The organism is Pseudomonas sp. PGPPP1 (assembly GCF_002255865.1).
Taxonomy (GTDB): Bacteria; Pseudomonadota; Gammaproteobacteria; order Pseudomonadales; family Pseudomonadaceae; genus Aquipseudomonas; species Aquipseudomonas cremoris.
The window spans coordinates 69,282-94,649 of sequence record NZ_NKIG01000010.1 but is presented as its reverse complement, the minus strand read 5'-3'; the positions used below and the strand labels follow the sequence as shown (position 1 = coordinate 94,649).

The 25,368-nt window shown below is 59.6% G+C and carries 26 protein-coding genes; 16 read left to right on the top strand and 10 right to left on the bottom strand.

Annotated features, from left to right (window positions below; translation table 11 throughout):
• Nucleotides 1-10: 10 nt before the first annotated feature.
• Genes CFE47_RS13715 through copD form a run of 3 tightly spaced genes read left to right on the top strand, consistent with a single transcriptional unit; the run spans nucleotide 11 to nucleotide 2,114 of the window.
• Nucleotides 11-826, top strand: coding sequence for a copper resistance protein B (locus CFE47_RS13715; RefSeq protein WP_286837743.1), 816 nt, complete (start codon nucleotides 11-13; stop codon nucleotides 824-826).
• A 50-nt stretch (nucleotides 827-876) separates the two neighbouring features.
• Nucleotides 877-1,263, top strand: a complete 387-nt coding sequence (copC, locus tag CFE47_RS13710; protein WP_502695489.1) for a copper homeostasis periplasmic binding protein CopC — start codon at nucleotides 877-879, stop codon at nucleotides 1,261-1,263.
• Nucleotides 1,260-2,114, top strand: a complete 855-nt coding sequence (copD, locus tag CFE47_RS13705) for a copper homeostasis membrane protein CopD (protein WP_286837741.1) — start codon at nucleotides 1,260-1,262, stop codon at nucleotides 2,112-2,114. The genes copC and copD overlap by 4 nt, the downstream gene beginning before the upstream one ends.
• Here copD and CFE47_RS13700 read toward each other — a convergent pair.
• The 3 genes from CFE47_RS13700 to CFE47_RS13690 all read right to left on the bottom strand — a co-directional run bounded on the left by CFE47_RS13700 (nucleotide 2,111) and on the right by CFE47_RS13690 (nucleotide 4,152).
• Nucleotides 2,111-2,977, bottom strand: coding sequence for a DUF6279 family lipoprotein (locus CFE47_RS13700; RefSeq protein ID WP_286837739.1), 867 nt, complete (start codon nucleotides 2,975-2,977; stop codon nucleotides 2,111-2,113). The genes copD and CFE47_RS13700 overlap by 4 nt on opposite strands.
• Before the next feature lie 65 nt (nucleotides 2,978-3,042).
• The gene (locus tag CFE47_RS13695) at nucleotides 3,043-3,765 is read right to left on the bottom strand and encodes a TorF family putative porin (RefSeq protein ID WP_185703549.1); all 723 of its coding nucleotides are present in this window, start codon (nucleotides 3,763-3,765) and stop codon (nucleotides 3,043-3,045) included.
• 207 nt (nucleotides 3,766-3,972) lie between these two features.
• Entirely contained in the window at nucleotides 3,973-4,152 is a 180-nt protein-coding gene (locus tag CFE47_RS13690; protein ID WP_003193095.1) for a PFL_1563 family small protein, read from the bottom strand.
• 322 nt (nucleotides 4,153-4,474) lie between these two features.
• Between CFE47_RS13690 and CFE47_RS13685 the strand changes: the two genes are divergently transcribed.
• From CFE47_RS13685 to CFE47_RS13675, 3 genes are all read left to right on the top strand, one after another.
• Complete coding sequence (locus tag CFE47_RS13685; RefSeq protein ID WP_015885267.1) at nucleotides 4,475-5,311, top strand: CvfB family protein; 837 nt, start codon at nucleotides 4,475-4,477, stop codon at nucleotides 5,309-5,311.
• Between the two features lie 52 nt (nucleotides 5,312-5,363).
• Nucleotides 5,364-5,762: a DUF2177 family protein gene (locus tag CFE47_RS13680; RefSeq protein ID WP_286837736.1), complete on the top strand. Its 399-nt coding sequence runs from the start codon at nucleotides 5,364-5,366 to the stop codon at nucleotides 5,760-5,762.
• A 199-nt stretch (nucleotides 5,763-5,961) separates the two neighbouring features.
• Nucleotides 5,962-7,404 carry an NCS1 family nucleobase:cation symporter-1 gene (locus CFE47_RS13675; RefSeq protein ID WP_286837735.1) on the top strand — a complete coding sequence of 481 codons (1,443 nt, stop codon included), beginning with the start codon at nucleotides 5,962-5,964 and terminating at the stop codon, nucleotides 7,402-7,404.
• On the opposite strand, the gene CFE47_RS13670 is transcribed toward CFE47_RS13675, so the two are convergent.
• Nucleotides 7,354-8,523 carry an MFS transporter gene (locus CFE47_RS13670; RefSeq protein WP_286837733.1) on the bottom strand — a complete coding sequence of 390 codons (1,170 nt, stop codon included), beginning with the start codon at nucleotides 8,521-8,523 and terminating at the stop codon, nucleotides 7,354-7,356. The two genes, CFE47_RS13675 and CFE47_RS13670, sit on opposite strands and share 51 nt — an antisense overlap.
• 104 nt (nucleotides 8,524-8,627) lie before the next feature.
• On the opposite strand from CFE47_RS13670, the gene ptrR reads away from it, so the two are divergent.
• The 3 genes from ptrR to CFE47_RS13655 all read left to right on the top strand — a co-directional run bounded on the left by ptrR (nucleotide 8,628) and on the right by CFE47_RS13655 (nucleotide 11,676).
• Nucleotides 8,628-9,521: a putrescine utilization regulator PtrR gene (ptrR, locus tag CFE47_RS13665; RefSeq protein WP_286837731.1), complete on the top strand. Its 894-nt coding sequence runs from the start codon at nucleotides 8,628-8,630 to the stop codon at nucleotides 9,519-9,521.
• A gap of 143 nt (nucleotides 9,522-9,664) precedes the next feature.
• Complete coding sequence (locus CFE47_RS13660; protein WP_003193089.1) at nucleotides 9,665-9,787, top strand: PA1414 family protein; 123 nt, start codon at nucleotides 9,665-9,667, stop codon at nucleotides 9,785-9,787.
• A gap of 362 nt (nucleotides 9,788-10,149) precedes the next feature.
• Entirely contained in the window at nucleotides 10,150-11,676 is a 1,527-nt protein-coding gene (locus tag CFE47_RS13655) for an NAD(P)-dependent oxidoreductase (RefSeq protein ID WP_286837729.1), read from the top strand.
• Nucleotides 11,677-11,739: 63 nt separating this feature from the next.
• On the opposite strand, the gene CFE47_RS13650 is transcribed toward CFE47_RS13655, so the two are convergent.
• Genes CFE47_RS13650 through speB form a run of 4 tightly spaced genes read right to left on the bottom strand, consistent with a single transcriptional unit; the run spans nucleotide 11,740 to nucleotide 16,063 of the window.
• Entirely contained in the window at nucleotides 11,740-13,122 is a 1,383-nt protein-coding gene (locus tag CFE47_RS13650; RefSeq protein WP_286837727.1) for a sodium:solute symporter family protein, read from the bottom strand.
• A gap of 35 nt (nucleotides 13,123-13,157) precedes the next feature.
• The gene (locus tag CFE47_RS13645) at nucleotides 13,158-14,669 is read right to left on the bottom strand and encodes a purine-cytosine permease family protein (protein ID WP_286837725.1); all 1,512 of its coding nucleotides are present in this window, start codon (nucleotides 14,667-14,669) and stop codon (nucleotides 13,158-13,160) included.
• Nucleotides 14,670-14,690: 21 nt separating this feature from the next.
• Nucleotides 14,691-15,113 carry a YybH family protein gene (locus tag CFE47_RS13640; protein WP_286837723.1) on the bottom strand — a complete coding sequence of 141 codons (423 nt, stop codon included), beginning with the start codon at nucleotides 15,111-15,113 and terminating at the stop codon, nucleotides 14,691-14,693.
• Nucleotides 15,113-16,063, bottom strand: coding sequence for an agmatinase (gene speB, locus CFE47_RS13635; protein ID WP_010563906.1), 951 nt, complete (start codon nucleotides 16,061-16,063; stop codon nucleotides 15,113-15,115). Before speB ends, CFE47_RS13640 begins: the two co-directional genes overlap by 1 nt.
• A 185-nt stretch (nucleotides 16,064-16,248) precedes the next feature.
• Here speB and CFE47_RS13630 point away from each other — a divergent pair, with 185 nt between their 5' ends.
• From CFE47_RS13630 to CFE47_RS13600, 7 genes are all read left to right on the top strand, one after another.
• Nucleotides 16,249-17,142: a LysR family transcriptional regulator gene (locus CFE47_RS13630; protein ID WP_034108063.1), complete on the top strand. Its 894-nt coding sequence runs from the start codon at nucleotides 16,249-16,251 to the stop codon at nucleotides 17,140-17,142.
• Nucleotides 17,143-17,147: 5 nt separating this feature from the next.
• Nucleotides 17,148-17,756, top strand: coding sequence for a tRNA-uridine aminocarboxypropyltransferase (locus CFE47_RS13625; RefSeq protein WP_286837719.1), 609 nt, complete (start codon nucleotides 17,148-17,150; stop codon nucleotides 17,754-17,756).
• A 103-nt stretch (nucleotides 17,757-17,859) separates the two neighbouring features.
• The gene (cysM, locus tag CFE47_RS13620; protein ID WP_017735422.1) at nucleotides 17,860-18,762 is read left to right on the top strand and encodes a cysteine synthase CysM; all 903 of its coding nucleotides are present in this window, start codon (nucleotides 17,860-17,862) and stop codon (nucleotides 18,760-18,762) included.
• Entirely contained in the window at nucleotides 18,762-20,114 is a 1,353-nt protein-coding gene (rlmD, locus tag CFE47_RS13615; RefSeq protein WP_286837715.1) for a 23S rRNA (uracil(1939)-C(5))-methyltransferase RlmD, read from the top strand. Before cysM ends, rlmD begins: the two co-directional genes overlap by 1 nt.
• 137 nt (nucleotides 20,115-20,251) lie before the next feature.
• Nucleotides 20,252-22,495, top strand: coding sequence for a GTP diphosphokinase (gene relA / locus CFE47_RS13610; protein WP_185703569.1), 2,244 nt, complete (start codon nucleotides 20,252-20,254; stop codon nucleotides 22,493-22,495).
• Entirely contained in the window at nucleotides 22,495-23,328 is an 834-nt protein-coding gene (gene mazG / locus CFE47_RS13605; protein WP_286837848.1) for a nucleoside triphosphate pyrophosphohydrolase, read from the top strand. Before relA ends, mazG begins: the two co-directional genes overlap by 1 nt.
• A 25-nt stretch (nucleotides 23,329-23,353) precedes the next feature.
• Nucleotides 23,354-23,899, top strand: coding sequence for a DUF2058 domain-containing protein (locus CFE47_RS13600; RefSeq protein ID WP_286837713.1), 546 nt, complete (start codon nucleotides 23,354-23,356; stop codon nucleotides 23,897-23,899).
• Nucleotides 23,900-24,084: 185 nt separating this feature from the next.
• Here CFE47_RS13600 and CFE47_RS13595 read toward each other — a convergent pair whose 3' ends face one another.
• Both CFE47_RS13595 and CFE47_RS13590 read right to left on the bottom strand, forming a co-directional pair.
• Complete coding sequence (locus CFE47_RS13595; protein ID WP_017734626.1) at nucleotides 24,085-24,273, bottom strand: hypothetical protein; 189 nt, start codon at nucleotides 24,271-24,273, stop codon at nucleotides 24,085-24,087.
• A 379-nt stretch (nucleotides 24,274-24,652) separates the two neighbouring features.
• Nucleotides 24,653-25,366 (bottom strand): DUF3108 domain-containing protein, encoded by a 714-nt coding sequence (locus CFE47_RS13590; RefSeq protein ID WP_017734627.1) that lies wholly within the window; start codon nucleotides 25,364-25,366, stop codon nucleotides 24,653-24,655.
• Nucleotides 25,367-25,368 lie beyond the last annotated feature (2 nt).

The following is a 25,368-nucleotide window of genomic DNA, read 5'->3' as shown; positions in this document are numbered from 1 at the left end:
GGACGCGAGCATGAGCCGTCATGTTTTACCCGCGTTGATCGCGCTGGTGTTCGTTCCGCTGGCGCAGGCCGACGAGTTCCAGGGCATGAGCCCGGCCACGCCGGCACTCACCGAGAGCCGTACCCCGATCCCCGTGCTGATGGATGCCGATCGCGCTGCGGTCTACAACGCGCCCGGCGGCCATATCGTTCACGACAGTGCGATCAACTCGCTGCTGCTGATCAACCAGTTGGAATGGCAAGGCGGCGGCGGTGATGGCGCGCTGAACTGGGATATCAAGGGTTGGGTCGGTGGCGATATCGACCGCCTGTGGCTGCGCAGCGAAGGCGAGCGCAGTGCCGGTCGCACCGAAAACGCCGAAGTCCAGGCTCTGTGGGGCCATGCCATCAGCCCGTGGTGGGACTGGGTGGGCGGTGTGCGCCAGGACTTCAAACCGGGTGATGGCCAGACCTGGGCGGCGTTTGGCGCCCAAGGCATGGCGCTGTACAACCTTGAAGTGGAAGCCACGCTGTTCGTCGGTGAGGCGGGGCGTACCGCTGCTCGGTTGGAAGGCGACTACGACATCCTGCTGACCAATCGGTTGATCCTGCAGCCTACGGCCGAATTCAATTTTTATGGGCGCAACGACCCGCAGCGCGACATTGGCTCGGGCCTCTCGGACAGTGAGCTGGGCCTGCGGTTGCGTTACGAAGTGCGCCGCGAATTCGCTCCCTACGTAGGCGTCACCTGGAATCGCAGCTACGGCCAGACCGCGCAATACGCCCGTGATGAGGGCGAAGACACGAGCCAGGTGCGCTGGGTGGTCGGTGTGCGCCTGTGGTTCTGATATTTGTACTCTTCCTATAACTCGCCGCCATGAGCGGCGTGGAGCCTTGCATGTCGATGTTTAAAACCGCCCTGGCGGGCGTTGTGCTGTGCGTTGGATCAATCACCAGCCTGGCGGCTTCAGCCCATCCGAAGCTGCTGTCTTCGACCCCGGTGGCCGGTGCCCAGGGAGCGGCCCCGGCAGTGATTGAGCTGCGTTTCTCGGAAAACCTGCTGACGCAGTTTTCCGGCGCCAAGCTGATCATGACCGATATGCCCGGCATGCCGAACTCGCCGATGCCGGTTAAAGCCAGTGTTGCGGCCAGCAGCGATCCCAAGGTGATGCTGATCAAACCGGCCTCTACGTTAACGACGGGAACCTACCGTGTGGACTGGCGTGCGGTGTCTTCCGACACCCACCCGATCCTGGGCAATGTGGTGTTCAGCGTTCAGCCATGAGTGAACTGGTCCCGGTTTTATTGCGTTTTGCGCTTTATCTGGACTTGATGCTGGTGTTTGGTCTGGGGCTATTTGGCTGGTACGCCGACAGCAGGCTGTTGCTTCTGAAATCGCCGCTAAGGATGTTGGCGTGCTTGGGCGTGCTGCTTTCGATGGTGTCGCTGCTGTCCATGACCCAGGCCATGAGCGGCGCCGAAGATTGGCAAACACTGCGCACGCACCTGCAGGTGATGCTCTGGCAGACCGAGCTGGGCTGGACCTGGTGGCTACGTATTGCGGCGCTGGTTCTGGTTGCGTTCAACACCCGTTTGGCCACCCTGTGCGGCGGCGTCGCTTTGGTGACGTTGGCCTGGACGGGGCATGGCGTGATGCATGAGGGCGTACTTGGGACGTGGCATATGTTCAGCGACGGTGTGCACTTGCTGGCGGCGGCGGGTTGGGTCGGGGCGTTGGCGGCGTTCGGGTTGTTACTGATGTGCGCGTCTTCGCAGGCGGTGCCGGTGCTTGCGCGTGCCTTGGCGGGCTTTGAGCGTATGGGCGCGGTATTCGTGGGGGTGCTGATCATCACGGGCGTGGTGAATTATCTGTTTGTGGTAGGGCCGAACCTGGAGGGCATCACGCGGGGGACTTACGCGATCCTGTTGTGCCTCAAGCTGGGATTGTTTGGCCTGATGCTGGGGTTGGCTGCGCTCAATCGCTGGCACCTGACGCCGTTGTTGCAGCGCTCCTTGGCTGCTGGCGACGTGACGGCGGCGCATAAGACACTGCGCCGCAGCATAGGCTTGGAATGTGCGGCGGTGGTGCTGATCCTGGTGTTGGTGGCTTGGTTGGGAACCTTGGCGCCGAATTAGGCCTGTGCACTCTTCAAGCATTTAAGCGCCTGGAAATCGCTGCGCACCTTGTCGATTTTCTGAGTGAGCTTCTGTCGTTGCTGCAAGGTGCTTTCGGCCATCACGTCGACAATCAGGCTGCGGGCCGCCGCCTCTGTCTGTGCATAGGCTGCGCGGTACTGCGCAGGCCACAAACTCTCGCGGTCTACCAGCAGTTGCTGGATTTTCTGTGGGAAATCGGCGCTGTGGCGTTGCTGCACGGCGTCGATGAATTGTGCCTGCCAACGGGCGCGGTTGCCGATCCATTCCTGGTTCTGTTCGCCCAACGCGATGGACCAAGCGGTCACGCGGTTCTGCTGGCTGGTGCTGAGCGGGCCGATCCAGGCGTCCAGGCGTTTGTTCATGCGCTCGGCGCGTTCCTTGATCTGCTGGGCCAGAGGCGGTTTGAGGTATTCGTCTTGACGCTTGCGCAGGTCCTTGGCCAGAGCGTCGTTCATTTCCTTGACCTGTTGATCGTCCAGGCCTTGAAGCAATTCGATGGCGGACGGTGTTATTTCGCGGGCGATCTCGTCGATGGCCTGTTTGGCCTCGGTGGTACGGGCCTGTAGGGCGGCGTCGGTGACTTGGTTGTCATCGGCCATCTTTTGCAGGCGGTCGAGCCAATCCAGATAGCCGGGCAATTGCGTCGTGCAGTGCCAGGCCAGGTGTTCCTTGAGTTTGTCGTTGAACCAGTTCTTCTGCTCGGCGTGCATGCCCAGGTAGTCATTGAGGGTCCAGGGGATGATCACATCAAGGTTGCGGTAGGCCAGGCCCACCCGATTGCAGCCGCCGAGCACCAGGCTCAGGGTCAGCAATACCACCAGTAGTTTGAGCCGACGCAGCATGGGCGGGTCCTTCGCAGAGTGGGTTGTCACATGTGAACCCACGCGGTGCGCGACAGTTCAGCCCATCAATAAAACGACCGTGCAGCCTTCAAGGTCAACAGACCATCGCATTGCGAATTGTGTCCGGAATAGGCCGAGCAATCGCCGCCGCTGAGGCTGGAGTCGCTGTAGATCAGGTTGAGGTCAACGCCCATCCACTGCCGGGAGAATTGCACCGACCAGTCGCTGAACGTGCGAATGGAGCCGCCATCCACCGAAACCGGGGTGCCCAACTGATGAGTGGTGTATTTCATGCTCACACCGATGCCGAAGGGCTGGGTGCCACCGAGGTCGGCGAACAGGGTGCTGTCTTGGCGGTCCGGATCGTTGCTGAAAGAGGCGCCGAAGCGATTGCCCAACAGGTTCAGGCCGCCGTAGAACTCCTGGCTGTCCAGAGGGCTGAGCTTGGGGTAGCTGTAGTGGATCAGGCCTACTTCGTAGCCCAGGGTCTGGTCGAAAGGGTGTTTAAAGCCCATGTAGGAATCGACTTCGAGGGTGCTGGCGGAGGAGAGGCCCATATTGGGTGAGAATTGACCGAAATACAGGCCGCTGTCGTGGCTCAGGTCGAGGCCACCGTGGAATGAGTCACTGCCGGGAGATGTTGGCTTAACCAACCCCTGGGCCATGCTGCGGCTGGGCGTGGTGCCCAATTTCAGGTCGAAGTCGCCCAATTCGCGCTGGAAGATCTGCGCTTCGGCAAGGGGGCTGGCTGCTAAGGCAGTGACCAGGAAGATGCAGGCTTTGAACATGCTTCACTCCATGAAAAGCGAGGAGCAGTAACGGAGGAAATCGGGCAGATGCCCGTTCTAGACGTGTGCAAGCATACCGGCGAATGCAAGGCGGTGAGGCCCGTTCGTCGATTGGCTGGCTAATGAAAAGAGTTGCGAGGGTGTTTCGGGCTCTAGTCCTAGCGCCTTGATGGCAAGACGCTTAGGGACCAGGTGTGCTGCGCGGTGTTACTTTTTACCCAGGCTGATCTGCTTGGACGGGCCGAAAGTCTGGCCGCTTACGCCCTTGGCAATTTGCTGGATTTCGCCGCCGGACTTGAGGAAAGCAGCAATCTGGCTGTTGATCGATTCGCTGGTTTCAACGGCGGGAGCTGGCTTTGCTTTGCTGTTGGATGCTTTTACGCGCATGGCGGCCACTAACCTGTAGAAAATTAACTTGGCCAGGCATCGTACAGGAAATACTTGACAATTGCTTGGCAAATATCCCCCTGAAATAAAGGCGGTGCGTGAAAATAACCAAAGTTCATCTTTGAAATAAGCCGCTAACTTACTGTTTTAACTCGAATCCAAGGGCGTACCGGCGCCGAGGGAGGCATAAAAATTCAGCCGATTGATCGGACGAGCGGGGCGGTGCCACTGGAACGCCACGCAAGCCCGCGATTTTTCAGGCGCGCGCGCGTGGCGGGCGCAACTCGGGTAGAATGCCGCCCACGTAACGAGGGTATTGGAAATGGCTTTAGTCGGGCGCTACAACAGCTTGCAAGTGGTTAAACACACTAACTTTGGTTTGTACCTGGACGGTGCGCAAGACGGTGAAATCCTCTTGCCTAATCGGTATATCCCCAAAGATATTCCCAGTGAAGATGAAGATTGGCTTAACGTTTTCATTTATCTGGACAGCGATGACAAACTTATCGCCACGACTGAAAAGCCGAAAGTTCAAGTAGGCGAGTTTGCCAGTTTGAAAGTCGTGGAAGTCAACAGCATTGGCGTATTCCTCGATTGGGGTTTGCCAAAAGATCTGTTGTTGCCGTATTCGGAAGAAAAACGCCAGATGACGGCCGGCGAGTACTGCGTGGTGCACGTCTACCTCGACAAGCACACCAAGCGCATCACCGCGACCGCACGCCTGGACCGCTACCTGGACAAGACCCCGGCCAACTATCAGGTCGGCCAGGAAGTTGACCTGCTGGTTGCCGAAGCCACGGACATGGGCTTCAAGGCGATCATCAACAACAAGCATTGGGGCCTGATCCACAAGAACGAAGTGTTCAAGTTCTTGCGCCCTGGCAAGGAAGAGAAAGGCTTTATCAAAGAGATCCGTGCCGATGGCAACATCAGCCTGAGCTTGCAACCGGTCGGCCAGGAAGCGGCCTCCAGTCTGAACTCGAAGATCCTCGCCAAGTTGCGTGAGAACAACGGCACCTTGCCGGTCAGCGACAAGAGCGATCCGGCGGTGATCAGCAACTTGTTCGGCGTAAGCAAGGGCAACTTCAAGAAGGCCATCGGTGCCCTCTACAAGCAGGGCCAGATTGTAATTCATGCGGATCGCATTGAACTAAGCTGAGAGCGGTTTGCTCTTCTGTAGGAGCCAATCGGCTCCTGCAGAGGCTGTCTCAATGTCCAGAAAAGCTATCTTCGCCTACCTCGGCACCCTGTTCGCCTTCCTTGTGCTCGACGGCCTCTGGCTCGGCGTCGTGATGGGGCCCACCTACAAATCCCTGCTGGGCCCGCTGATGCTTGATCAGCCACGCCTGTTGCCCGCAGCACTCTTCTACCTTCTCTATGTCCTCGGTTGCGTGGTGTTTGTTGTCCTGCCCAGTGCAAGTTGGCGGCGCGCTGCCCGCTTGGGCGCCTTGCTGGGGTTGGTTGCCTATGGCACCTATGACTTGAGCAATTGGGCAACCCTGCAAGGCTGGTCCGCCGGGTTGGCGGTGATGGACATGGCGTGGGGCACCGTCCTGACGGCAATGTGCTGCACAGTTGGGTATTTGTGTGCACATCGGGTGCGGGAGTGATTGTGTACAGGATTTTTGTGCACCGTTGCTGAGCGATGCCCCCGCTTCTAAACCTTGTTCACATCCTTTGGAACGCCGTATTAGAAGGATTGTGTGCCATTGGCACGCATTCTGCTGACTGCTTCGTATACAAACCGCGCCGCCTTCCGTATGCACACCCGCAACGGCAGCGCAGGCGGGTATTACGAGGAGCCCAGCGATGACCGAACAATTGCCCAAAGGCTATAGCCCGCGCCTGTATAACCAGGACTTGGGCCCACTGCCGCAAAAGTGGACCTGGTACAACATCTTTGCCTTCTGGATGAGCGACGTGCACAGCGTCGGCGGCTATGTGTTCGCCGCCAGTTTGTTCGCGCTTGGCCTGGCCAGTTGGCAGGTGCTGATCGCCTTGCTCGCGGGTATCTGTATCGTGCAGTTGATCGCCAATCTGGTGGCCAAGCCGAGCCAGCAAGCTGCTGTACCGTATCCGGTGATCTGTCGGTTGGCCTTCGGCGTGTTCGGCGCGAATATTCCCGCAGTGATCCGCGGCCTGATCGCTGTAGCGTGGTATGGGATTCAGACGTACTTGGCGTCGAGTGCCTTGATCATCGTGGTGCTGCGGTTTTTCCCACAGATGGCGGTATACGCCGAGCCGCATTTTGCGGGCCTGTCCTACCTCGGCTGGTTTGGTTTCCTCAGTCTGTGGGTGCTGCAGGCGGCGGTGTTCTGGGCCGGCATGGAGTCCATCCGTCGTTTTATCGATTGGGCCGGGCCGGTGGTGTATGCGGTGATGTTTGCCTTGGCCGGTTGGATTGTGTGGAAGGCCGGCTGGGCGAACATCAGCTTTACCCTGGCGGAAAAATCCCTGTCGGGCTGGCAGGCTTTTGGCCAGGTGATCGTCGCAACCGCATTGGTGGTGTCGTACTTTTCCGGGCCGACCCTTAACTTTGGCGACTTCAGCCGTTACTGCCGTAGCATGCACGACGTACGACGCGGCAACTTCTGGGGGCTGCCGGTGAATTTCCTGGCGTTCTCGCTGGTGACGGTAGTGATTGTCTCGGGCACCTTGCCGGTGTTTGGCGAAATGCTCCACGACCCGATTGCCACTGTCTCGCGCATCGATAACAGCATGGCCGTATTGCTCGGTGCCTTTGCCTTTGTGACCGCCACTATCGGCATCAACATCGTCGCCAACTTCGTATCCCCGGCGTTCGATTTCGCCAACGTTGCGCCAAGCAAGATCAGCTGGCGTGCGGGTGGGATGATCGCCGCCGTGGCCTCGATCTTTATCACTCCCTGGAACCTGTTCAACAACCCGCTGATGATCCACTACACCCTGGACATCCTCGCCGCCTTTATCGGGCCGTTGTTCGGCATCCTGTTGGTGGACTTCTACCTGATCAAAAAGCAGAAGATCGACGTGGATGCGCTGTTCGATGACAGCCCGAGCGGGCGCTATTACTTCGACGGTGGTGTGAACTGGACGGCGGTCAAGGCGCTGGTGCCGGCGACGCTAGTGGGTGTCGCCATCACCTTCACTCCGGCGTTGCAGGGCATGGCCAACTTCGCCTGGTTCACCGGATGCTTTCTGGGTGGGTTGTTTTTCCTGGTATTAGCGCGACGGGAACAGGTGCGCACGCCCGTTCCGTTGGTGGCTGGCTGAATGCCGCAATAACACCGCCCCCGCCACAAGCAAGCCGCAACCGGCGACGACCAGCGCCGGTTGCAGGCCACCACTCAGGTGGCTGCTGACCGATGCCAGCAAAGGCCCGCACAATTGACCGATGGCAAAGCTGGCCGTGAGCAGGCCGGTGCTGCGTTGGTAGCCGTGGGGGGCGATGTCCCGCAGGCGGGCCATCACCAGTTGCATGCACGCCAGGAACGGTGCGCCACACAGCAACACACCCAATGCCAGGCCCCAGCCATTGCCCAGCAGGCAGGCGAATACGCCGAAAGCTTGCAACCACAACGTGGTCATCAACCAACGGCGGGTGGTGTGTGGGTCCTTGCGGCGCAAGCTCGCGACCACCACGCCCATTGCCGCTGCCAAGCCAAAGCACGGCCAGAACAGATCGGCCTGCCAGGCCCCCTTGAACTGCGCGCTGGCCATCTGCGACAAAAACGTCGCCGGGATGATGTAGCCCAAGCCGTAGAGGAAGTAGATCCAGCCCAGGTGCGCAATGCTCTCATTGCTGCCGGCGCTGGTGTCGGGGGCGGCTGTGAAGGTGGGTTGCGGCAGGAACGGCAGGATCGCCAGCAGCATCACCAGCGCCACCGAGCCATACACTAACCACAACGTTGCAGAGTCTTGTCCCAGCAAGTTCGAACCCAGCGCCAGCAACCCCGTCAATAAAATCCCCAGGCCCGGCCCGGCAAATACCAGCGCCCCAAGGCGCAGACGACCCGCAGCAATCGCCAGCGGCTGGCTCAGGCTGGTGATCATCACCAACGCCCATGCACTGGCGACACCCGTACCAAAGCGCAACAGCAGATGCGGCCAGAACCCATGCGCCCAGTACGACACCAGGGTCAGCAGTACGCATAACCACAGCCCGCCATAAAGACGTCCGCGAACGTGGTGATGGCTGCGTGCAAAGATCGAATCCACCGCACCTACGAAGTAGCCCAGGTAATTGGCCGCTGCGATCAGGCCGGCGCCCGTCAGGTCGATCTGGCCTTCGCTAAGCAAGTGCGGCATTTGCGGGGTGAGGGCGAAACGGCCAATGCCCATCGCCATCATCAAGGCGACAAAGCTGGCGAGTAAGCGGATCAGGGGTGACATGTTCGGGTTTCCTGCAGGTCAGCGATTGATCTTCAGGCTAAAGCCGATTGACTTTCTGTAAAATTGAATAATAGTGAGTAACTTGTTCAGTTTTGGAGAAAGGTATGGAGTTCAGTCAATTGCGCATTTTCCAGGCCGTGGCAGAAGAGGGCTCCATTACGCGCGCGGCCGAGCGCCTGCATCGCGTGCCGTCGAACCTGTCGACGCGACTCAAGCAGATGGAGGAGCAACTCGGCGTCGAGCTGTTCGTGCGTGAACGCCAGCGCTTGCAGCTTTCTCCTGCGGGCAAAGTGTTGCTGGACTACAGCACGCGCCTGCTGGCCTTGCATGACGAAGCCCACGGCGCGGTGCAGGGCGGGCAACCGGCTGGCGATTTTGTACTGGGCAGTATGTACAGCACGGCGGCGGTTCATTTGCCCAAGCTGCTGGCGCGCTATCACAAGGCGTATCCGATGGTGAACCTTCAGGTGCAATCGGCGCCCAGCGGTGAGTTGCTTGAAGGCTTGATCACCGGTCGCCTGGACGCTGCTTTTGTGGACGGCCCCATCACGATCGCCACACTCGACGGTGTGCCGTTGTGTGAAGAACGCCTGGTATTGATCTGCGAAGCCGATCACCCGCCCGTGCGTGGGCCGCAAGATGTCGCGGGGCGCTCGGTGTTCACGTTCCGACGCAGCTGCGCCTATCGCACACGGCTAGAGACGTGGTTTTCCCACGAGCACGTGGCTATGGGGCGGGCGATTGAGATCGAGTCCTATCAGGGCATGCTGGCCTGTGTGATTGCCGGTTCCGGGGTGGCGCTCATGTCTGAATCCATGCTCGACAGCTTGCCGGGCAAGGACAGTGTGTCCGTTCATCCGCTGACAGGGCCATTTGCCACTGCCACCACCTGGCTGATGTGGCGAAAGGGTATGCTCGGCGCTAACCTCAATGCGTGGATTGACCTGCAGCAAGTGGATAGGGCTGAGGTGTTGCAAGACACACGCGCCATTGCTTGAACGATCCGTCAGGATTCAGATCAATTCAGTAATAGTTCGTTGTGGTTTCGTTCAAGCATTACGTAGGACTTAGGGCTACTATCACTGTAGGAAGGGGCGACAGAATTTGCGCCCGCCAGCATTACCCTCAAAGGGGGCAAACCATGAAAGAGAAAATTCAAAACTGGCTCCACGACCTCGGTGTTGCATTGGGCTTGATCGAGCCGCCACTGCAGCCGGTGCCGATCCGCACTGACGACGAGCAGCGCCGTCCGCGTCGTAGGTAATACGAGTCTAAGCCGAATTAAAACTGTGGGAGCGAGCTTGCTCGCGAATGCGGTGTGACAGTCGATGAAAGGTTGACTGACACGCCGCCTTCGCGAGCAAGCCCGCTCCCACATTGGGTTCTACGTCAGGCAAAAAACAGCCGCGACAGCCCACAACGCCAACGTCCCCTTCACTCGCCCAATCACCAGGCTTTGGCATTCCAGTGTCGGAATTGGGCTACCTGCCTATCAGAATCGGCTGACTTATTAGATTTTAAAGACGCGCGTAGGTTGAGTTCCGCCGGGTAATGATTTGTATCGTTTACCCCCACTTTATTGAGTGCCTCTCATCGGGGTATCAGTAAGTTTGCGGAGATATCGCCATGACACTCTCTTCCGTTCCGCCCGTCGCTGCGTCACTCATCGCTACAACCGACAATATTTTACAGATCGCACCTGTGTCGAAACGCTGGAAGGCTGACGCACCCAGCAACGTAGTGTTTCTGCGCCCGACAATAACCAAGCACGCTTTGCTGATACAGATCGGACTTCTGCGCCCATCCACGATCATTGTTGCCGACCAAACCATCGATGCCGACATCATTGATCAATGGCGTGCATCTCACCCCTTTGGAGATCTTTGCCTGGCCCGCAGGGGTACAAGCTTGGATAAGGTGCGGGTGGATCTTTGCAAGTTCAACGGCATTCAAGTGGTCAATACACCTGGGATCAACGCGCCGCATGTGGCTGCTTATATCGCGCATTGGCTGACACTGGGAGATCTCACTGCCCCGCATGAGATCTGTGTAGTGGGGTTCGGCAATGTAGGCAAAGAGCTGGTCAAGTTACTGCTGGATCAAGATCCGGACGTTCGGATCAAGGTGTTGGTTCGGCAGGGGCGAGCGTCCGATAGAACCGAGAAAGTCTTTTGCAAGAGTCGAGTGTCGTTTGTCGTGGATTGGTTAGAGGCGCTGGAGGGGGCTTCTGCTGTCGCCATCTGCTTGTCTCTGAATGATGAGTCTGCACATCGTATTGATCGAGGCCTCATTCAGTGCATGCACAGTCACGCTCGCTTGGTCTGCGTCGCCAAACCGGATGTCTTTAGTGATGATGCTTTGCAGACGTTGGCGGTGGCTGAAGGCGTCCAGCTTGTAGTGGACTACGGGCCTGCAACATTGGATGCGTTCCGGATGCGCACACAAGCGCTCGGTTGTAGGGTTGACACCTGGCGCAACCCTGCAACCCTGACGACGCACGCGGCCACTAATGAAGCCTGCAATGTTGACCTTGATTACGCGGTCTCAGTCCAACTGAGCTTGACGGCCCTGAGCGGCATTGTCCGGCGCCAACTTGCGCAATCCTTGGCGATTCCCTCGCAGCCCTTAGAAACCGGTGCGCCGCAGGTGTCGATCATCGGCAGGGGTATCAACGGTCTGCTCCAAGCGGTGATGCTCCGGTTGGCGAATTATCAGGTGACGATCTACGAAGGCAATCAGGATCGCGATGGTGCCAGTCATCGGTTTCCTGCAAGACCGTATTTGGCGGTTGAGTGTCATCGCGCAGGTGTCGAATTGTTTGAAAAGCTCCTTGCGGACAATCCATCGCTGGCTCCCTTATTTAAAGAGGCAGCCTACGATATCGAGTTCGTCCCTTTAGAGGGTGAGATAGAGGCCCTTTTGCGGCGCTCTGGGGTTCAGTTTCAGCCTAAGCATCTGAGTTTGGGCGAAATTGCCGAATTGAGCAGAGAGCATGTCGTCGTCAGTACGATGGGGGGAGAGGAGGAGGTTTCGATAATTTATTGCGCTGCCTACTATCGAATTGCGGCCGGGGGCATATCACAGAGTTTGGTAGGGGCGTCTCTAGTCCAGGAAATCATCCAGGCAAACCGAAGGTTGTCAGTTGAATCATAAAAAAACGGGCGCGACATCCGACGTCGCGCCCGCTGAAGAAACCGCTCTACATCCTGTTATGCATCAAACCGCCCGAGCCACCGCTGCCTCCGGCTTGGGCGACAGCAAACTCACTACAACAAAACTCACCAACCCAATCGCCAGGCTGTAGTAGATCGGCGTGTTCGAATCCAACCCATCCTTGAACATGAACACCAGCGCGGTCACAAAGCCTAGGGTCATGGACGCAATCGCCCCGGACGTGGTTGCGCGTTTCCAGAAAATCGCACCCATCAGCGGAATCAGCATGCCGCCCACCAACAGGTTGTACGCCAGGGTCAACGCACTGATCACATCATTCACCACCAGTGCAATACCCAGCACGGCAATGCCCGTCAGCATTGTGAACAAGCGGTTGATCGCCAGGCTCGACTGTCTACCGCGACGCAAACGCGGCAGCAGGTCTTCGGTCAATACGGTGGACGCAGCCAGCAAGCCGGCACTGGCGGTGGACATCATTGCGGCCAGTGCTGCAGCAATCACCAAGCCACGGATGCCGTCCGGCAGCGAGACTTTAACGATGGCGGCAAACGCGTTGTTGACGTTGTCCAGGTCCGGGATCAGCACATGCGCCGCCATGCCGATCAGTGCACAGGCCAGGCCGTAGAGGATGCAGTAGAAACCCGCGAAGGTGCCGGCGTACTTGGCGACCTTTTCGTCACGGGCGGTGAACACCCGTTGCCAGATGTCCTGGCCGATCAGGATGCCGAAGAAGTAGATCATGAAGTAGGTGATGATCGTGTCCCAGCCAATCGCGGTGAAGCTGAAATTCGACGCTGGCAGCTTGGCCACCAACTCATCCCAGCCGCCAACGCGGTACAGGCAGATCGGCAGCAGGATAAACATCAGGCCGACGGTCTTGATCACGAACTGCACGATGTCGGTGAGGGTCAGCGACCACATGCCACCGATGGTCGAGTACACCACCACCACGCCACCGCCCAGCAGCACGGAGATCCAGAACGGCAGGCCGAACAGCACTTGCAGCACGGTGCCGATGGCCAGGATCGAGGTCACGCCGATCATCAGCGCGTAGGCCAGCATGATCACCGCACTCGCTTGGCGGGCCATGGGGTTGTAGCGTTTTTCCAGCACTTGGGTGACGGTGAAAATCTTCAGCTTCAGCAGCGGCTTGGCCAGGAACAGGTTCAGCGCGATGATGCCCATGCCCAGTGCGGCACACAGCCAGAAGCCGGAAATGCCATGCACGTAGCCCAGGCGTACGGTGCCGACGGTAGAAGCACCGCCCAATACCGTGGCAGCCATGGTGCCCATGTACAGCGACGGGCCCAGGTTGCGACCGGCTACCAGGTAGTCCTCGTGGGTCTTGGCGCGGCGCATGCCGTAATAGCCGAGCACGAGCATGCCGGCGGCGTAGATGAGTACGACGAATAAATCCAAAGCCATGACGGCGATTCTCCGGTTATCTTTTTTATGGGCGATCAGGCGGCTGGTTGCAGCGCCGGTTTAACGCGCGCATCCGTGCGCTTGCTGCGAGGGTCGGTAGGGCCATAGACAGCGGCTGGTTCCGGGAACACGCGAAGCAACGTCAGGTACACCACCGACGCCAGCCCCAGCGTCACTGGCAAGCTGATATCGATGCCATCGGCCAAATTGCCCAGCGGCCCAACGAACTGGCCCGGCAAGTTGACGAAGCACAGGCCCACCAATGCGCTCGGAATCCACGCCCCGAGCCCGCGCCAGTTCCAGCCATGGCTGAACCAGTAGCGGCCGCCGGTTTCACCACGGGTGAATACCTGCAGGTCATCCGGGCAGTAGAAGCCGCGACGCACGATCAGCCCAATGATCATCATCACCATCCACGGCGTGGTACAGGTGATGATCAGCACGGCGAAAGTCGACACGCTCTGCACTAGGTTGGCAGCGAAACGTCCGATAAAGATGAAGGCAATCGACATCACCCCAATCAGCAGCGTGGCCTTGACCCGCGACAGCAAGCGCGGGAACACGCTGGACATGTCCAGCCCCGTGCCATACAGCGAAGTCGTTCCGGTGGACATGCCGCCGATCACAGCAATCAGGCACACCGGCAGGAAAAACCAGCTCGGCGCCACGGCCAGCAAACCGCCGACATAATTGTTGGCCGCGATGTAGTCCGGTGCCTTGATCGCCACGATGGTCGCGGTGGCCAGGCCGAACAGAAACGGGATCAGGGTGGCGATCTGTGCAGCGACTACCGCCAGCATGATGCGCATTTTCGACGTCTCACGCGGGATGTAGCGTGACCAGTCACCCAGGAACGCGCCGAAGGAAATCGGGTTGCTCATGGCCACCAACGCCGCACCGATGAACGCAGCCCAGAAGCCGGTCTGGCCCATGGCAACCGTGCCGGCAAAGTGACTGTCAAAGGCCGGTGCGAAGGCGAAGATGCCCAGCAAAAACAGCAAGCTCGCTGCCCACACCGCAATACGGTTGACCCACAGCATGAAGCGAAAGCCGTAGATGCACACGGTCAGCACCAGAATCGCGAATACGCCATAGGCCAGGCCCAGGGTCAGGTCGGTTTCCGGCAGGCCGATCAGCCGTTTCGCACCGCCCACCAGCGCGTCGCCTGAACTCCACACCGACAGTGAGAAGAAGGCAATCGCCGTCAGCAGCGACAGGAATGAGCCGACAATCCGCCCGTGCACGCCGAAGTGCGCACCGGAAGACACGGCGTTGTTGGTGCCATTGATCGGCCCGAACAGGCCCATGGGCGCCAGGATCAGCGCGCCCACCAATACGCCCAGCACAATCGCCCAGACACCGGCCTGGAACGACAAGCCGAACAGTACGGGGAAGGAGCCCAGCACGGCGGTGGCAAAGGTATTGGCGCCGCCGAAGATCAGTCGGAACAGATCCTTGGGGCCGGCGGTACGTTCGTGGTCCGGGATCTGTTCGACCCCGTTGGTTTCTATTTTTCGAATACTTTTATCGTTGTTTTTATTATTCATGATCAGCTCCGATCACATTGGCTAAGGGGGCGGCAGCCCTTCCGGCATAGCGGACAAATGTTCGTGACAGGCCAGCCACAGGCCTTCTTTTTGTTCTGTGCGAGATCCTTGTCGTTTGAAGACAATGGTCTCGCGCTCCTGGCTAAAAAATTGCTCCCCGTTCATGCGCAGCTCGGTGGCCACGTCATGAATAAAAATCGCCACGTCGCCTTGCAGGCTGACAAAGGCGTTGCTCGAGGTGCACGAGAGCACTTCGAACCCCTCGTCCCGACGCCAGCTGTCCCACAACGCCTGGTAGGCATCGCGACTGAGTAGCGGCTGGGGGAGGGTGTAGAACACAAAGCTGGCGTCGCTGCTGAACGCGCCAAAATAGGCGGCGCGATCATTACGAGCGAAGGCCGCCACCAGGTCGGCGGCGGCTTGCATAACGGCTTGCGCGCTCATCAGCGGTGCGCCACGCCAGGCAACACGCAGAGCATCTCGTACAGCAAGTTGGCGCCCAGCAACGAGGTGTTGCCGGTGGTGTCGTAGGGCGGCGAAACTTCTACCAGGTCACAACCAATCAGGTCGAGGCCCTGGCAGCCACGGATGATCTCGATGGCCTGGATGGTGGTCAGCCCGCCGATTTCCGGGGTGCCGGTGCCGGGTGCCCAGGCGGGGTCGATGCCGTCGATATCAAAGCTCAGGTACACCGGGCCGCCGCCGACTTTTTCACGCACTTCGGCCATCAGCGGCGCGAGGGAGTGGTGCCAGCATTCTTCGGCCTGGACCACGCGGAAACCCTGCTTGCGGCTCCAGTTGAAGTCTTCGGCGGTGTAGCCCTGGGCACGCAGGCCAATCTGTACCACGCGGTCGCAGTCCAGCAGGCCTTCTTCCACGGCGCGGCGGAAGGTGGTGCCGTGGGCGATTTTCTCGCCGAACATATGGTCGTTGACGTCGGCGTGGGCATCGATGTGCACCAACCCGACCTTGCCGTGTTTCTTATGGATAGCGCGCAGGATCGGCAGGGTGATGGTGTGGTCGCCGCCCAGGGTCATCGGGATCACATCGTGCTCAAGGATCTCGTCGTAGGCTTCTTCGATGATGCGCACGGCGTCGAGCAGGTTGAAGGTGTTGATCGCTACGTCGCCGATATCGGCTACCGATAGCGAGTCAAACGGTGCGGCGCCGGTGGCCATGTTGTAGGGGCGGATCATCACCGATTCAGCGCGGATTTCACGCGGCCCGAAACGGGTGCCGGCGCGCAGCGAGGTGCCGATGTCCAGGGGCACGCCGATAAAGGCGGCGTCCAGGCCCTTGGCCGATTGCAGGTGGGGAAGACGCATCATGGTGGCGATGCCGGCAAAGCGCGGCATTTCGTTGCCGCCCAGTGGTTGGTGAAAAATCTTGTCCACGGGAGTGCCTCATCGTTGTTTTGTTTATTAGGGGCCGATTCTGCGAAATACATGGAAACGAAAGAATCGGCAGGGGCAAATACTTAGTTCAGATTTTTCTAAACTAATGCCTGAGGTAAACTCGGTTCAAATGTGGGAGCGAGCAAGCCCGCTCCCACAGGTTTTTGTGTATATCTGGAGAACCGATGGCCAACGCCTTGCCCGACCTGAAACTCCTGCGCATCTTCGTCAGCGTCGTGCGGCACCAGGGGTTTGCCAATGCCCAGCACGAGCTCAACCTGTCGACGTCGGCCATCAGCACGTATATGAGCCAGTTGGAGTCGGCGCTGGGCCTGGTGCTGTGCCATCGCGGTCGGGGTGGGTTCAGCCTCACCAGCAAGGGCGAGTTGTTCCATCAGGAAACCTTACGGCTGCTGGGCGAACTGGAAGGCTTCGAGCAATACGCGGCAGCGTTGAAAGGCGAATTGCGCGGCACGCTAAAGCTCGGCGTGCTCGACTCCACCGTCAGCGACAAAGCCTTGCCGTTCGCCGAAGTGATCGGCGCCTACAGCCTGGAACACCCGGCGGTGCATTTGCATTTGTCGGTGATGAGCCCGTATGAACTGCAACTCGGCGTACAGGACAACCGCCTGGACCTGGCCATCGGCGCCTTCTCCAACCGCATGAGCGGGTTGATCTACATGCCGCTGTACCGCGAACAGCACTGGTTGTATTGCAGTACCCGCCATCCTTTATTCAATGAGCGGCGTATTCCCGAACAAGTGATCACGCAGCAACGCATGGTCGGTCGTGGCTATTGGAGCCAAGCTGAACTGGCGCGGCACGGCTTCAAGCACAGCGCCGCGACGGTGGAGAGTATGGAGGCGCAACTGATCTTGGTGCTCTCCGGCGCCTACATCGGCTACCTGCCCGAACACTACGCCCAGGCCTGGGCCGACAAGGGCGACCTGCGCGTACTGCTGCCAGCCACCTTTGGCTATCAGGCGCCGTTCTCGATGATCATGCGCCGGGGCCGTAGCCGTGAACCGTTGATCCAGACCTTCCGTGACTTGCTCAAAACCCAGCTCAACCAGGCCTGATAAACATGTCCAGACCCCAATGCTCCCGCTGCCTGCGGCCTGTTACCCATTGCCTGTGCGCGCTGATCCCCAGCCTCGACAGCCGCACACGCGTGTTGCTGCTGCAGCACCCAAGCGAGGTTGGCCATGCGTTGAATACTGCTCGGTTGGCGGCGTTGGGTTTGAACAATGCGCAATTGGTGGTGGGCGAGGTGTTTGAGGACCTGCCGAGTTTGTTGAATGTGCCCGGTTACCAGGCGCGGCTATTGTTCCCCGCCGATGATGCCCAGCCGTTGCGGGCCTACGCATCGTCCGATGCGCCGCTGCTGCTGGTGGTTCCCGATGGCACCTGGCGCAAGGCGCGCAAGATGCTGCACCTCAATCCGTTGCTGGCCGCGTTGCCACGAGTAACCCTGGCCGAGGGCGGCGTATCCCGTTACCGGCTGCGCAAGGCACCGGGGCCTGGGGCGTTGTCGACGGTTGAAGCCATTGTGCAGGCGTTGCAGGCGTTGGAAGCGCCGACGTCATTTGAAGCGTTGCTCAAACCTTTTGAGGCCTTGATCGACGGTCAGATTGCAGCGATGGGTGATGAGGTATTTCAGAGAAACCATGGCGATCGGTCCCTCGACACATGATCGGCTTATTCTTTTAGGTCATAAGCACCGCACTTTGCGTGATATGGCGCGCCGGCCTTTCCCGGTATGATGTGCGCCCCGCAGTCTGGATTGCGAATACGCCATGACCTTGCAGTACCCTACAATCGCCGATTGCGTCGGCAACACACCCCTGGTCCGCTTGCAACGCATGGCGGGTGAAACCAGCAATACCCTGTTGCTCAAGCTCGAAGGGAACAACCCGGCTGGTTCGGTAAAAGACCGCCCGGCGTTGTCGATGATCACCCGCGCCGAGTTGCGCGGGCAGATCAAGCCTGGCGACACCCTGATCGAAGCCACCTCCGGCAACACCGGGATCGCCTTGGCCATGGCCGCCGCGATCAAGGGTTACAAGATGGTGCTGATCATGCCCGACAACGGCAGCGCCGAGCGCAAGGCGGCAATGACCGCCTATGGCGCCGAGTTGGTGCTGGTGACCCAGGAAGAAGGCATGGAAGGCGCCCGCGACCTCGCCGAGCGCATGGCCGCCGAAGGCCGTGGTCAGGTGCTGGACCAGTTCGCCAACGGTGACAACCCTGAGGCGCACTACACCACCACCGGCCCGGAAATCTGGCGCCAGACTGGCGGTACCATCACCCATTTCGTCAGCTCCATGGGCACCACCGGTACCATCATGGGCAATTCGCGCTACCTGAAGGAGCAGAACCCGGCGATCCAGATCGTTGGCCTGCAACCGATGGAAGGTGCGGCCATCCCCGGTATCCGCCGTTGGCCCGAAGAGTATCTGCCCAAGATCTACAACGCGACCCGCGTGGACCGCATCATCGACATGGCCCAGCGTGAAGCCGAAGACACCACTCGCCGGCTGGCCCGTGAAGAAGGCATTTTTTGCGGCGTCTCGTCCGGCGGGGCAGTGGCGGGCATGTTGCGCCTGTCCAAAGAGGTGGAAAACGCGGTGATCGTCGCGATCATCTGTGACCGAGGCGACCGTTACTTGTCGACCGGCATCTTCGACGAACCCAACTGATGGCCAAGCACGAGAGAGGCCTGCGCTTCCAACCGACGGGCGGCAGCCGGGCCCCACAGATTCCTGTGGGCAAGAAGCAGCGCTTGACCATTGAACGCCTGGCCAATGACGGCCGGGGCATCGTGTTCTTTGAAGGTCGCACGTGGTTCGTCAACGGCGCGCTGGCCGGTGAAGAAGTCGAAGCGCGGGTACTGGGCGCCCACGGCAAGATCGTCGAGGCCCGTACCGAGCGTGTGTTCAAAGCCAGTGAATTGCGCCGCCCGGCGCCGTGTGCCCATGTTGGCCGCTGCGGCGGGTGCAGCGTGCAACACTTGCCCCATGCCGAACAACTTGCCCTGAAACAGCGCATGCTCGCCGAGCAATTGTCGCGGGTGGCGGGTGTCGAACCGCAAGAATGGGCGGCGCCTTTGAGTGGCCCGGAGTTCGGCTATCGCCGCCGCGCCCGCGTGGCCGTGCGCTGGGATGCCAAGGCGAAGAAACTCGAAGTGGGTTTCCGTGCCGTGGCCAGCCAGGACATCGTCGCCATCGACGATTGCCCGGTGCTGGTACAGGCCTTGCAACCGATCATGCAGCGTCTGCCTAACATGTTGCGTCGTCTGAGCAAGCCGCAGGCCTTGGGGCATGTGGAGTTGTTCAGTGGCACGTCCATCGCGGTGTTGTTGCGACATATGTCGCCTTTGTCCGATGCAGACCTGCAGGTGTTGAAAGAATTTTGCGCCTTCCATGAAGCCCAATTGTGGCTGCATGGCGAGGGCCAGCCGGAGCCGGTCGAGGCCGATTCGGCGTTGGGGTTTCGGTTGGAACAGTGGGACCTGGAGTTGGCGTACCGACCGGGTGACTTCGTGCAGGTAAATGCGGGAGTCAACGAAGCGATGGTTGCCCAGGCCCTGGAGTGGCTGGCGCCACAGCCCGATGAGCGGGTGCTGGATCTGTTTTGTGGCCTGGGCAATTTTGCCCTGCCACTCGCCAAGCAAGTGCGCGAAGTGGTGGCGGTGGAGGGTGTGCAGACCATGGTGGACCGGGCGGCCCTCAATGCCGTCAGCAACAATTTGCATAATGCGCAGTTTTTTCAGGCCGATTTGTCCCAGCCTTTGACCGACGCAGAATGGGCCAAACAGGGCTTTTCTGCGGTACTCTTGGACCCACCCCGCGATGGTGCCCTGGAGGTCGTGCGCAAGCTTGCGACCCTCAAGGCCAAGCGCTTGGTGTATGTGTCCTGCAACCCGGCCACGCTGGCGCGGGACACGGTTGAGTTGGTCAAGCAAGGCTACCGGCTAAAACGTGCCGGGATCCTCGACATGTTTCCGCAAACAGCGCATGTCGAGGCCATGGCGTTATTTGAAGCGGGCTAGGATGCCCGTTTAATCCGACTGGCCTGCATTCTCCAAGGCCGTGACCTGCCAGGGAGCGTGTGTAAGCTTTAATAGGTAAAGCAGGTCAGCGATGATTTCTGGCGCATCGAAGGTGCGTCGTAGGGAAGGTAAGCAAGATGGTACAGGTGAGAGCACACCAGCCGATCAACACCGACGGCAGTATCAATCTCGAGGCATGGCTGGATCATGCCGTCAGTGTCGACCCGGCACTGGACCGTGAAGCCTTGAAGGCCGCTTGCGAGTTCGCTCGTGAGTCTGAGCAACAGAACAATGCAGCCAAGAACCTGTGGGCCGAAGGCACTTCAAGCTTTCGCACCGGGCTTGAGATCGCCGAGATCCTCGCCGACCTCAAGCTGGACCAGGATTCGCTGATCGCCGCTGTGCTCTATCGCGGCGTGCGCGAAGGGCATATCGCGTTGCCGCTGGTGAGCCAGCGCTTCGGCTCCGTGGTGGCCAAGCTGATTGACGGCGTGCTGCGCATGGCGGCCATCAGTGCCAGCCTCAGCCCGCGCCAGTCCATGGTGCTGGGCACCCAGGGCCAGGTGGAAAACCTGCGCAAGATGCTGGTGGCGATGGTCGACGACGTTCGCGTCGCCCTGATCAAGCTGGCCGAACGCACCTGCGCGATCCGTGCCGTGAAGACCGCCGACGACGAGAAGCGCAACCGCGTCGCTCGTGAAGTCTTCGACATCTATGCGCCGCTCGCGCATCGCCTGGGCATCGGTCATATCAAGTGGGAGCTGGAGGACCTGTCCTTCCGTTACCTCGAGCCCGATCAATACAAACAGATTGCCACGCTGCTCCACGAGCGGCGGCTTGACCGTGAGCGCTTCATCACCGATGTGATGAACCAGTTGCGCTCCGAGTTGCAGGCCACCGGCGTTGAGGCCGACATCAGCGGCCGCGCCAAACACATCTATTCCATCTGGCGCAAAATGCAGCGCAAGGGCCTGGCCTTCAGCCAGATCTATGACGTGCGTGCCGTGCGTGTGCTGGTGCCGGAAATGCGCGACTGCTACACCGCGCTGGGCATCGTCCACACCCTGTGGCGACATATCCCGAAGGAATTCGACGACTACATCGCCAACCCCAAGGAAAACGGCTATCGCTCGCTGCACACCGCAGTGATCGGCCCCGAGGGCAAGGTGCTAGAAGTGCAGATCCGTACCCACGCCATGCACGAAGAGGCGGAGCTGGGCGTGTGCGCGCACTGGCGCTACAAGGGTACCGACGTCAAGGCCGGTTCCAACCAGTACGAAGAGAAAATCTCCTGGCTGCGCCAAGTGCTGGAATGGCACGAAGAGCTCGGCGATATCGGCGGCCTGGCCGAACAGTTGCGGGTGGATATCGAGCCGGACCGGGTCTACATCTTTACCCCTGACGGCCACGCCATCGACTTGCCGAAGGGCGCCACGCCGCTGGACTTTGCCTACCGCGTGCACACCGAAATCGGCCACAACTGCAGGGGCGCCAAGATCAACGGGCGCATCGTGCCGCTCAACTACAGCCTGCAAACCGGTGAACAGGTCGAGATCATCACCAGCAAGCACGGCACGCCGAGCCGCGACTGGCTGAACCCGAACCTGGGGTACATCACCACGTCGCGGGCGCGGGCGAAGATCGTCCACTGGTTCAAGTTGCAGGCGCGCGACCAGAACGTTGCTGCCGGCAAAACCCTGCTCGAACGCGAATTGGCACGCTTGGGCCTGCCTCAGGTGGATTTCGACAAGCTGGCCGAAAAGGCCAACATGAAGATCGCCGAAGACATGTTTGCGGCCCTCGGTGCCGGCGACCTGCGTTTGGCGCAACTGGTCAACCTGGCCCAGCAACTGGTGGAGCCGGAGCGCGGCAGCGAACAACTGGAGCTGATCCCACGCAAAGCCACAGGCTACAAGCCGGGCAAGCGTGGCGATATCCAGATCCAGGGCGTGGGCAACCTGATGACGCAAATGGCCGGCTGCTGCCAGCCGTTGCCGGGCGACGCCATCGTCGGTTACATCACCCAGGGCCGTGGCGTGAGCATTCACCGCCAGGACTGCGCCTCGGTGCTGCAACTGGGCGGGCGTGAGCCAGAGCGGATCATCCAGGTCAGCTGGGGGCCGGTGCCGGTGCTCACTTATCCGGTGGATATCGTGATTCGGGCCTACGACCGTTCCGGCCTGCTGCGCGACGTGTCGCAAGTGCTGCTCAATGAGCGGATCAACGTGCTGGCGGTCAACACCCGCTCGAACAAAGAGGACAACACCGCGCTGATGTCCCTGACCATCGAGATTCCGGGGCTGGACGCATTGGGGCGGTTGCTGGGACGGATTTCCCAGTTGCCGAACATCATTGAGACACGGCGTAACCGCACACCATGATGTATTCGCTTGAAGACCTGCTGCACCTGATGAATCGCCTGCGGGACCCGCAATACGGGTGCCCGTGGGACATCAAGCAAACCTACGCCACTATCGTGCCGCACACCCTGGAAGAAGCCTACGAGGTCGCCGACGCCATCGAGCGCGGCGACTTCGATCACCTGCAAGGTGAGCTGGGCGACCTGTTGTTCCAGGTGGTGTATTACAGCCAGTTGGCACGGGAGGAGGGGCGTTTCGAATTTGCGGGGGTGATCGACAGCATTACCCGCAAGTTGATTCGTCGTCATCCTCACGTATTCCCCACCGGCGACCTGTATGCACCGTTGGATATCCCGCAGTTGAGCGAGGAGCAGGTCAAGCAGCGCTGGGAGCAGATCAAGGCCGAGGAGCGCGCGGAAAAATCCGACGCGCCGGAGCAATTGTCCCTGCTGGATGATGTGCCCACGGCCTTACCGTCGCTGTCCCGTGCCGCCAAATTGCAAAAGCGCGCCAGCCAGGTCGGCTTTGACTGGCCATCCGCGTTGCCGGTAGTGGACAACGTGCGCGAAGAGCTGGATGAAGTGCTCGAAGCCATGGCTGATAACGATTCGGTGGCCATCGCCGATGAGGTCGGCGACCTGCTGTTTGCGGCGGTCAACCTGGCCCGTCACCTCAAGGTCGACCCGGAAACCGCGCTGCGTGGCGCCAATGCCAAGTTCGAACGACGTTTCCGATTTATCGAACAGGCATTGCGCGATACGCACAAACCCATAGAAGATTGCACCCTCGAAGAGTTGGACGCCCTATGGGGCGAAGCCAAACGTCAGGAAAAGAATATGTCCAGCTGCGGTTGAGCGGCTGCCTAAGTGAGTAAGCACCATGAGCATTTCCCTTCGCGATCAGTTGCTCAAAGCAGGTCTGGTCAACCAAAAGCAGGCCAAGCAGGTCGGCAAAGAGAAACAGAAACAGCAGCGCCTGGTACACAAGGGGCAGATCGAGGCGGATGACACTCAGGCGCGCCTGGCTCAGGAAGCGCAGGCCGAGAAGGTCAAGCGCGACCAGGAGCTGAACCGTCAGCAGCAGGAAAAAGCCGAAGCCAAGGCCCGCACCGCTCAGGTCAAGCAACTGATCGAGACGTCGCGTCTGCCCAAGCTGACCACCGAGGACTACTACAACTTCGTGGACGACAAGAAGGTCAAGCGCCTGTCGGTCAACACGTTGATGCGTAACAAGCTGAGCAACGGCTCCCTGGCCATCGTGCACCACGGCGGCGGCTACGAGGTGATCCCGCGTGAAGCGGCGCTCAAGATTCAGGAGCGTGCCCCGGAGCGTATCGTGCAGCTTAATATCCTGACTGAAAGCCAAGTGCCGGATGAGGATGATCCGTACGCGGCGTACCAGATCCCGGATGATCTGATGTGGTAAGGCTGTAGAAACAACAAACCCCGCTCAAAAGGCGGGGTTTTTTTGTAGTGAGTGGGCTTGTCCCGCGCTGGGTGGCGGAGCCGCCCTAAACCCAGACACCTCGGTCTTTCTGAAAATCCTCGATGTCGTTGTTGGGGCGGCTTCGCCACCCAGCGCGGGGCAAGCCCGCTCACTACTGGATGATTTCAGGAGCTTTCTGCCTGGCGTTTCATCTCAAGCGACTCAAGCTCGTTTTTATAATTATGAGCGTCGCTCTCGTTGTGAAACATGCCGACCAGCAGGTCTTGTTGGTGTACATCCCAGATGTGAATCCCATGGCCCAGCGCTTCGTGGGACATGTGTGCATCGTCGCGTTCAGTTACTTTTACAGTCATCTGCTTGCTCCAATCTCTGGTGGGTCTGCGGCAAGTCGTCGCAGGCCTCTTTTATATGATTTGTTAGCTTGCTAAGTAAACCGACTTTTCGCGCAACAAATACTTGCGGGAAATGCAACAGTGCTGCAGCCCTTTAAAACCGTGACATTGCGTCGCAGGTGCTTGAGTTTTATGACAGAAGTTTCATGTTCAGGTCAGGCGTTGGGCCGGTATTGACCGTGCCGTCCTCATCGCAGGCAAGCCAGCTCCCACAGGGGAATGCATTCCAAGTGTGGGAGCTGGCTTGCCCGCGATGGCGCCAGCGGCTTCAACACACACACTCTCCAGGCGAAAAAAAGCCCCGCATTCAGCGAGGCTCTTTTCTTCACACATCAGTGCATCAGCTACCTTTGACAGCCTTACCGTCAACGGTACCGTCCTGCAGCATGATGTTGTATTCCTTGCCGTCAGTCTCAACCTGGCGCAGGGCAACCAGAATGCCGCCCTGGTCCTTGGCAAACCACATCTGGGTGATGCGCTTGCTTTGCGTCGGGTCACGCACGCGCTCAACCTTGATCGCGTCAATGGAACCGACCTTGGTCTGGACCTTTTCCGGGCCGATCACACGGAAGTCGTAGGTGTCGACGTCGGTGCCTTCGACCACGTTGTAACTCATGCTTTTCTTACCGGCGGCGACGTCGCGCTGCAGCGCCAACTGGTAGGTCGACTTGTCGAGCATGCCGCTTTGCAGGGCCACGTTGACCGGGTCCTTGTTTTCAAAACCGGTGACTTTCTTGGCGGTTTGATCGAAGTCCAGATTGATCTTCTTGGCCTTGCCCAAGCCGCCGCGTTCGAAGGTGTAGCTCTTGGGTTGCAGGGTGTCCTTGTCAAACAGGATCACGCTGGTTTCGGTTAGGCTGGCAATCATCATCGAAGCCTTGAAGTTCAAGGTCCAGGTGCCGTCGCCATTCTTGGCCAGGCTGCGTTCAGCCGAACCACTCATGGGCAACTGTTTCCAGTCGGCGGTGTAGCTTACGGAGAAAGGGTGAAGGTCCGCTGCTTGCACGGCAGGCAAGGCAAACAGAGCAAAAGCGAAGAGCAAGGCGCGACGCATAA

Excerpts from the sequence above, each read along its gene's own strand:
- CFE47_RS13660 (WP_003193089.1), top strand. The coding sequence starts at position 9,665 with ATGAAAGAGAAAATTCAAAACTGGCTCCACGACCTCGGTGTTGCATTG.
- CFE47_RS13690 (WP_003193095.1), bottom strand. The coding sequence starts at position 4,152 with ATGCGCGTAAAAGCATCCAACAGCAAAGCAAAGCCAGCTCCCGCCGTT.
- relA (WP_185703569.1), top strand. The coding sequence starts at position 20,252 with ATGGTACAGGTGAGAGCACACCAGCCGATCAACACCGACGGCAGTATC.
- copC (WP_502695489.1), top strand. The coding sequence starts at position 877 with ATGTCGATGTTTAAAACCGCCCTGGCGGGCGTTGTGCTGTGCGTTGGA.
- CFE47_RS13640 (WP_286837723.1), bottom strand. The coding sequence starts at position 15,113 with ATGAGCGCGCAAGCCGTTATGCAAGCCGCCGCCGACCTGGTGGCGGCC.
- CFE47_RS13650 (WP_286837727.1), bottom strand. The coding sequence starts at position 13,122 with ATGGCTTTGGATTTATTCGTCGTACTCATCTACGCCGCCGGCATGCTC.
- CFE47_RS13630 (WP_034108063.1), top strand. The coding sequence starts at position 16,249 with ATGGCCAACGCCTTGCCCGACCTGAAACTCCTGCGCATCTTCGTCAGC.
- CFE47_RS13700 (WP_286837739.1), bottom strand. The coding sequence starts at position 2,977 with ATGCTGCGTCGGCTCAAACTACTGGTGGTATTGCTGACCCTGAGCCTG.
- CFE47_RS13685 (WP_015885267.1), top strand. The coding sequence starts at position 4,475 with ATGGCTTTAGTCGGGCGCTACAACAGCTTGCAAGTGGTTAAACACACT.
- rlmD (WP_286837715.1), top strand. The coding sequence starts at position 18,762 with ATGGCCAAGCACGAGAGAGGCCTGCGCTTCCAACCGACGGGCGGCAGC.
- CFE47_RS13655 (WP_286837729.1), top strand. The coding sequence starts at position 10,150 with ATGACACTCTCTTCCGTTCCGCCCGTCGCTGCGTCACTCATCGCTACA.
- CFE47_RS13625 (WP_286837719.1), top strand. The coding sequence starts at position 17,148 with ATGTCCAGACCCCAATGCTCCCGCTGCCTGCGGCCTGTTACCCATTGC.
- CFE47_RS13670 (WP_286837733.1), bottom strand. The coding sequence starts at position 8,523 with ATGTCACCCCTGATCCGCTTACTCGCCAGCTTTGTCGCCTTGATGATG.
- CFE47_RS13595 (WP_017734626.1), bottom strand. The coding sequence starts at position 24,273 with ATGACTGTAAAAGTAACTGAACGCGACGATGCACACATGTCCCACGAA.
- ptrR (WP_286837731.1), top strand. The coding sequence starts at position 8,628 with ATGGAGTTCAGTCAATTGCGCATTTTCCAGGCCGTGGCAGAAGAGGGC.
- CFE47_RS13600 (WP_286837713.1), top strand. The coding sequence starts at position 23,354 with ATGAGCATTTCCCTTCGCGATCAGTTGCTCAAAGCAGGTCTGGTCAAC.
- CFE47_RS13715 (WP_286837743.1), top strand. The coding sequence starts at position 11 with ATGAGCCGTCATGTTTTACCCGCGTTGATCGCGCTGGTGTTCGTTCCG.
- mazG (WP_286837848.1), top strand. The coding sequence starts at position 22,495 with ATGTATTCGCTTGAAGACCTGCTGCACCTGATGAATCGCCTGCGGGAC.
- CFE47_RS13675 (WP_286837735.1), top strand. The coding sequence starts at position 5,962 with ATGACCGAACAATTGCCCAAAGGCTATAGCCCGCGCCTGTATAACCAG.
- CFE47_RS13695 (WP_185703549.1), bottom strand. The coding sequence starts at position 3,765 with ATGTTCAAAGCCTGCATCTTCCTGGTCACTGCCTTAGCAGCCAGCCCC.
- CFE47_RS13590 (WP_017734627.1), bottom strand. The coding sequence starts at position 25,366 with ATGCGTCGCGCCTTGCTCTTCGCTTTTGCTCTGTTTGCCTTGCCTGCC.
- cysM (WP_017735422.1), top strand. The coding sequence starts at position 17,860 with ATGACCTTGCAGTACCCTACAATCGCCGATTGCGTCGGCAACACACCC.
- CFE47_RS13645 (WP_286837725.1), bottom strand. The coding sequence starts at position 14,669 with ATGAATAATAAAAACAACGATAAAAGTATTCGAAAAATAGAAACCAAC.
- copD (WP_286837741.1), top strand. The coding sequence starts at position 1,260 with ATGAGTGAACTGGTCCCGGTTTTATTGCGTTTTGCGCTTTATCTGGAC.
- CFE47_RS13680 (WP_286837736.1), top strand. The coding sequence starts at position 5,364 with ATGTCCAGAAAAGCTATCTTCGCCTACCTCGGCACCCTGTTCGCCTTC.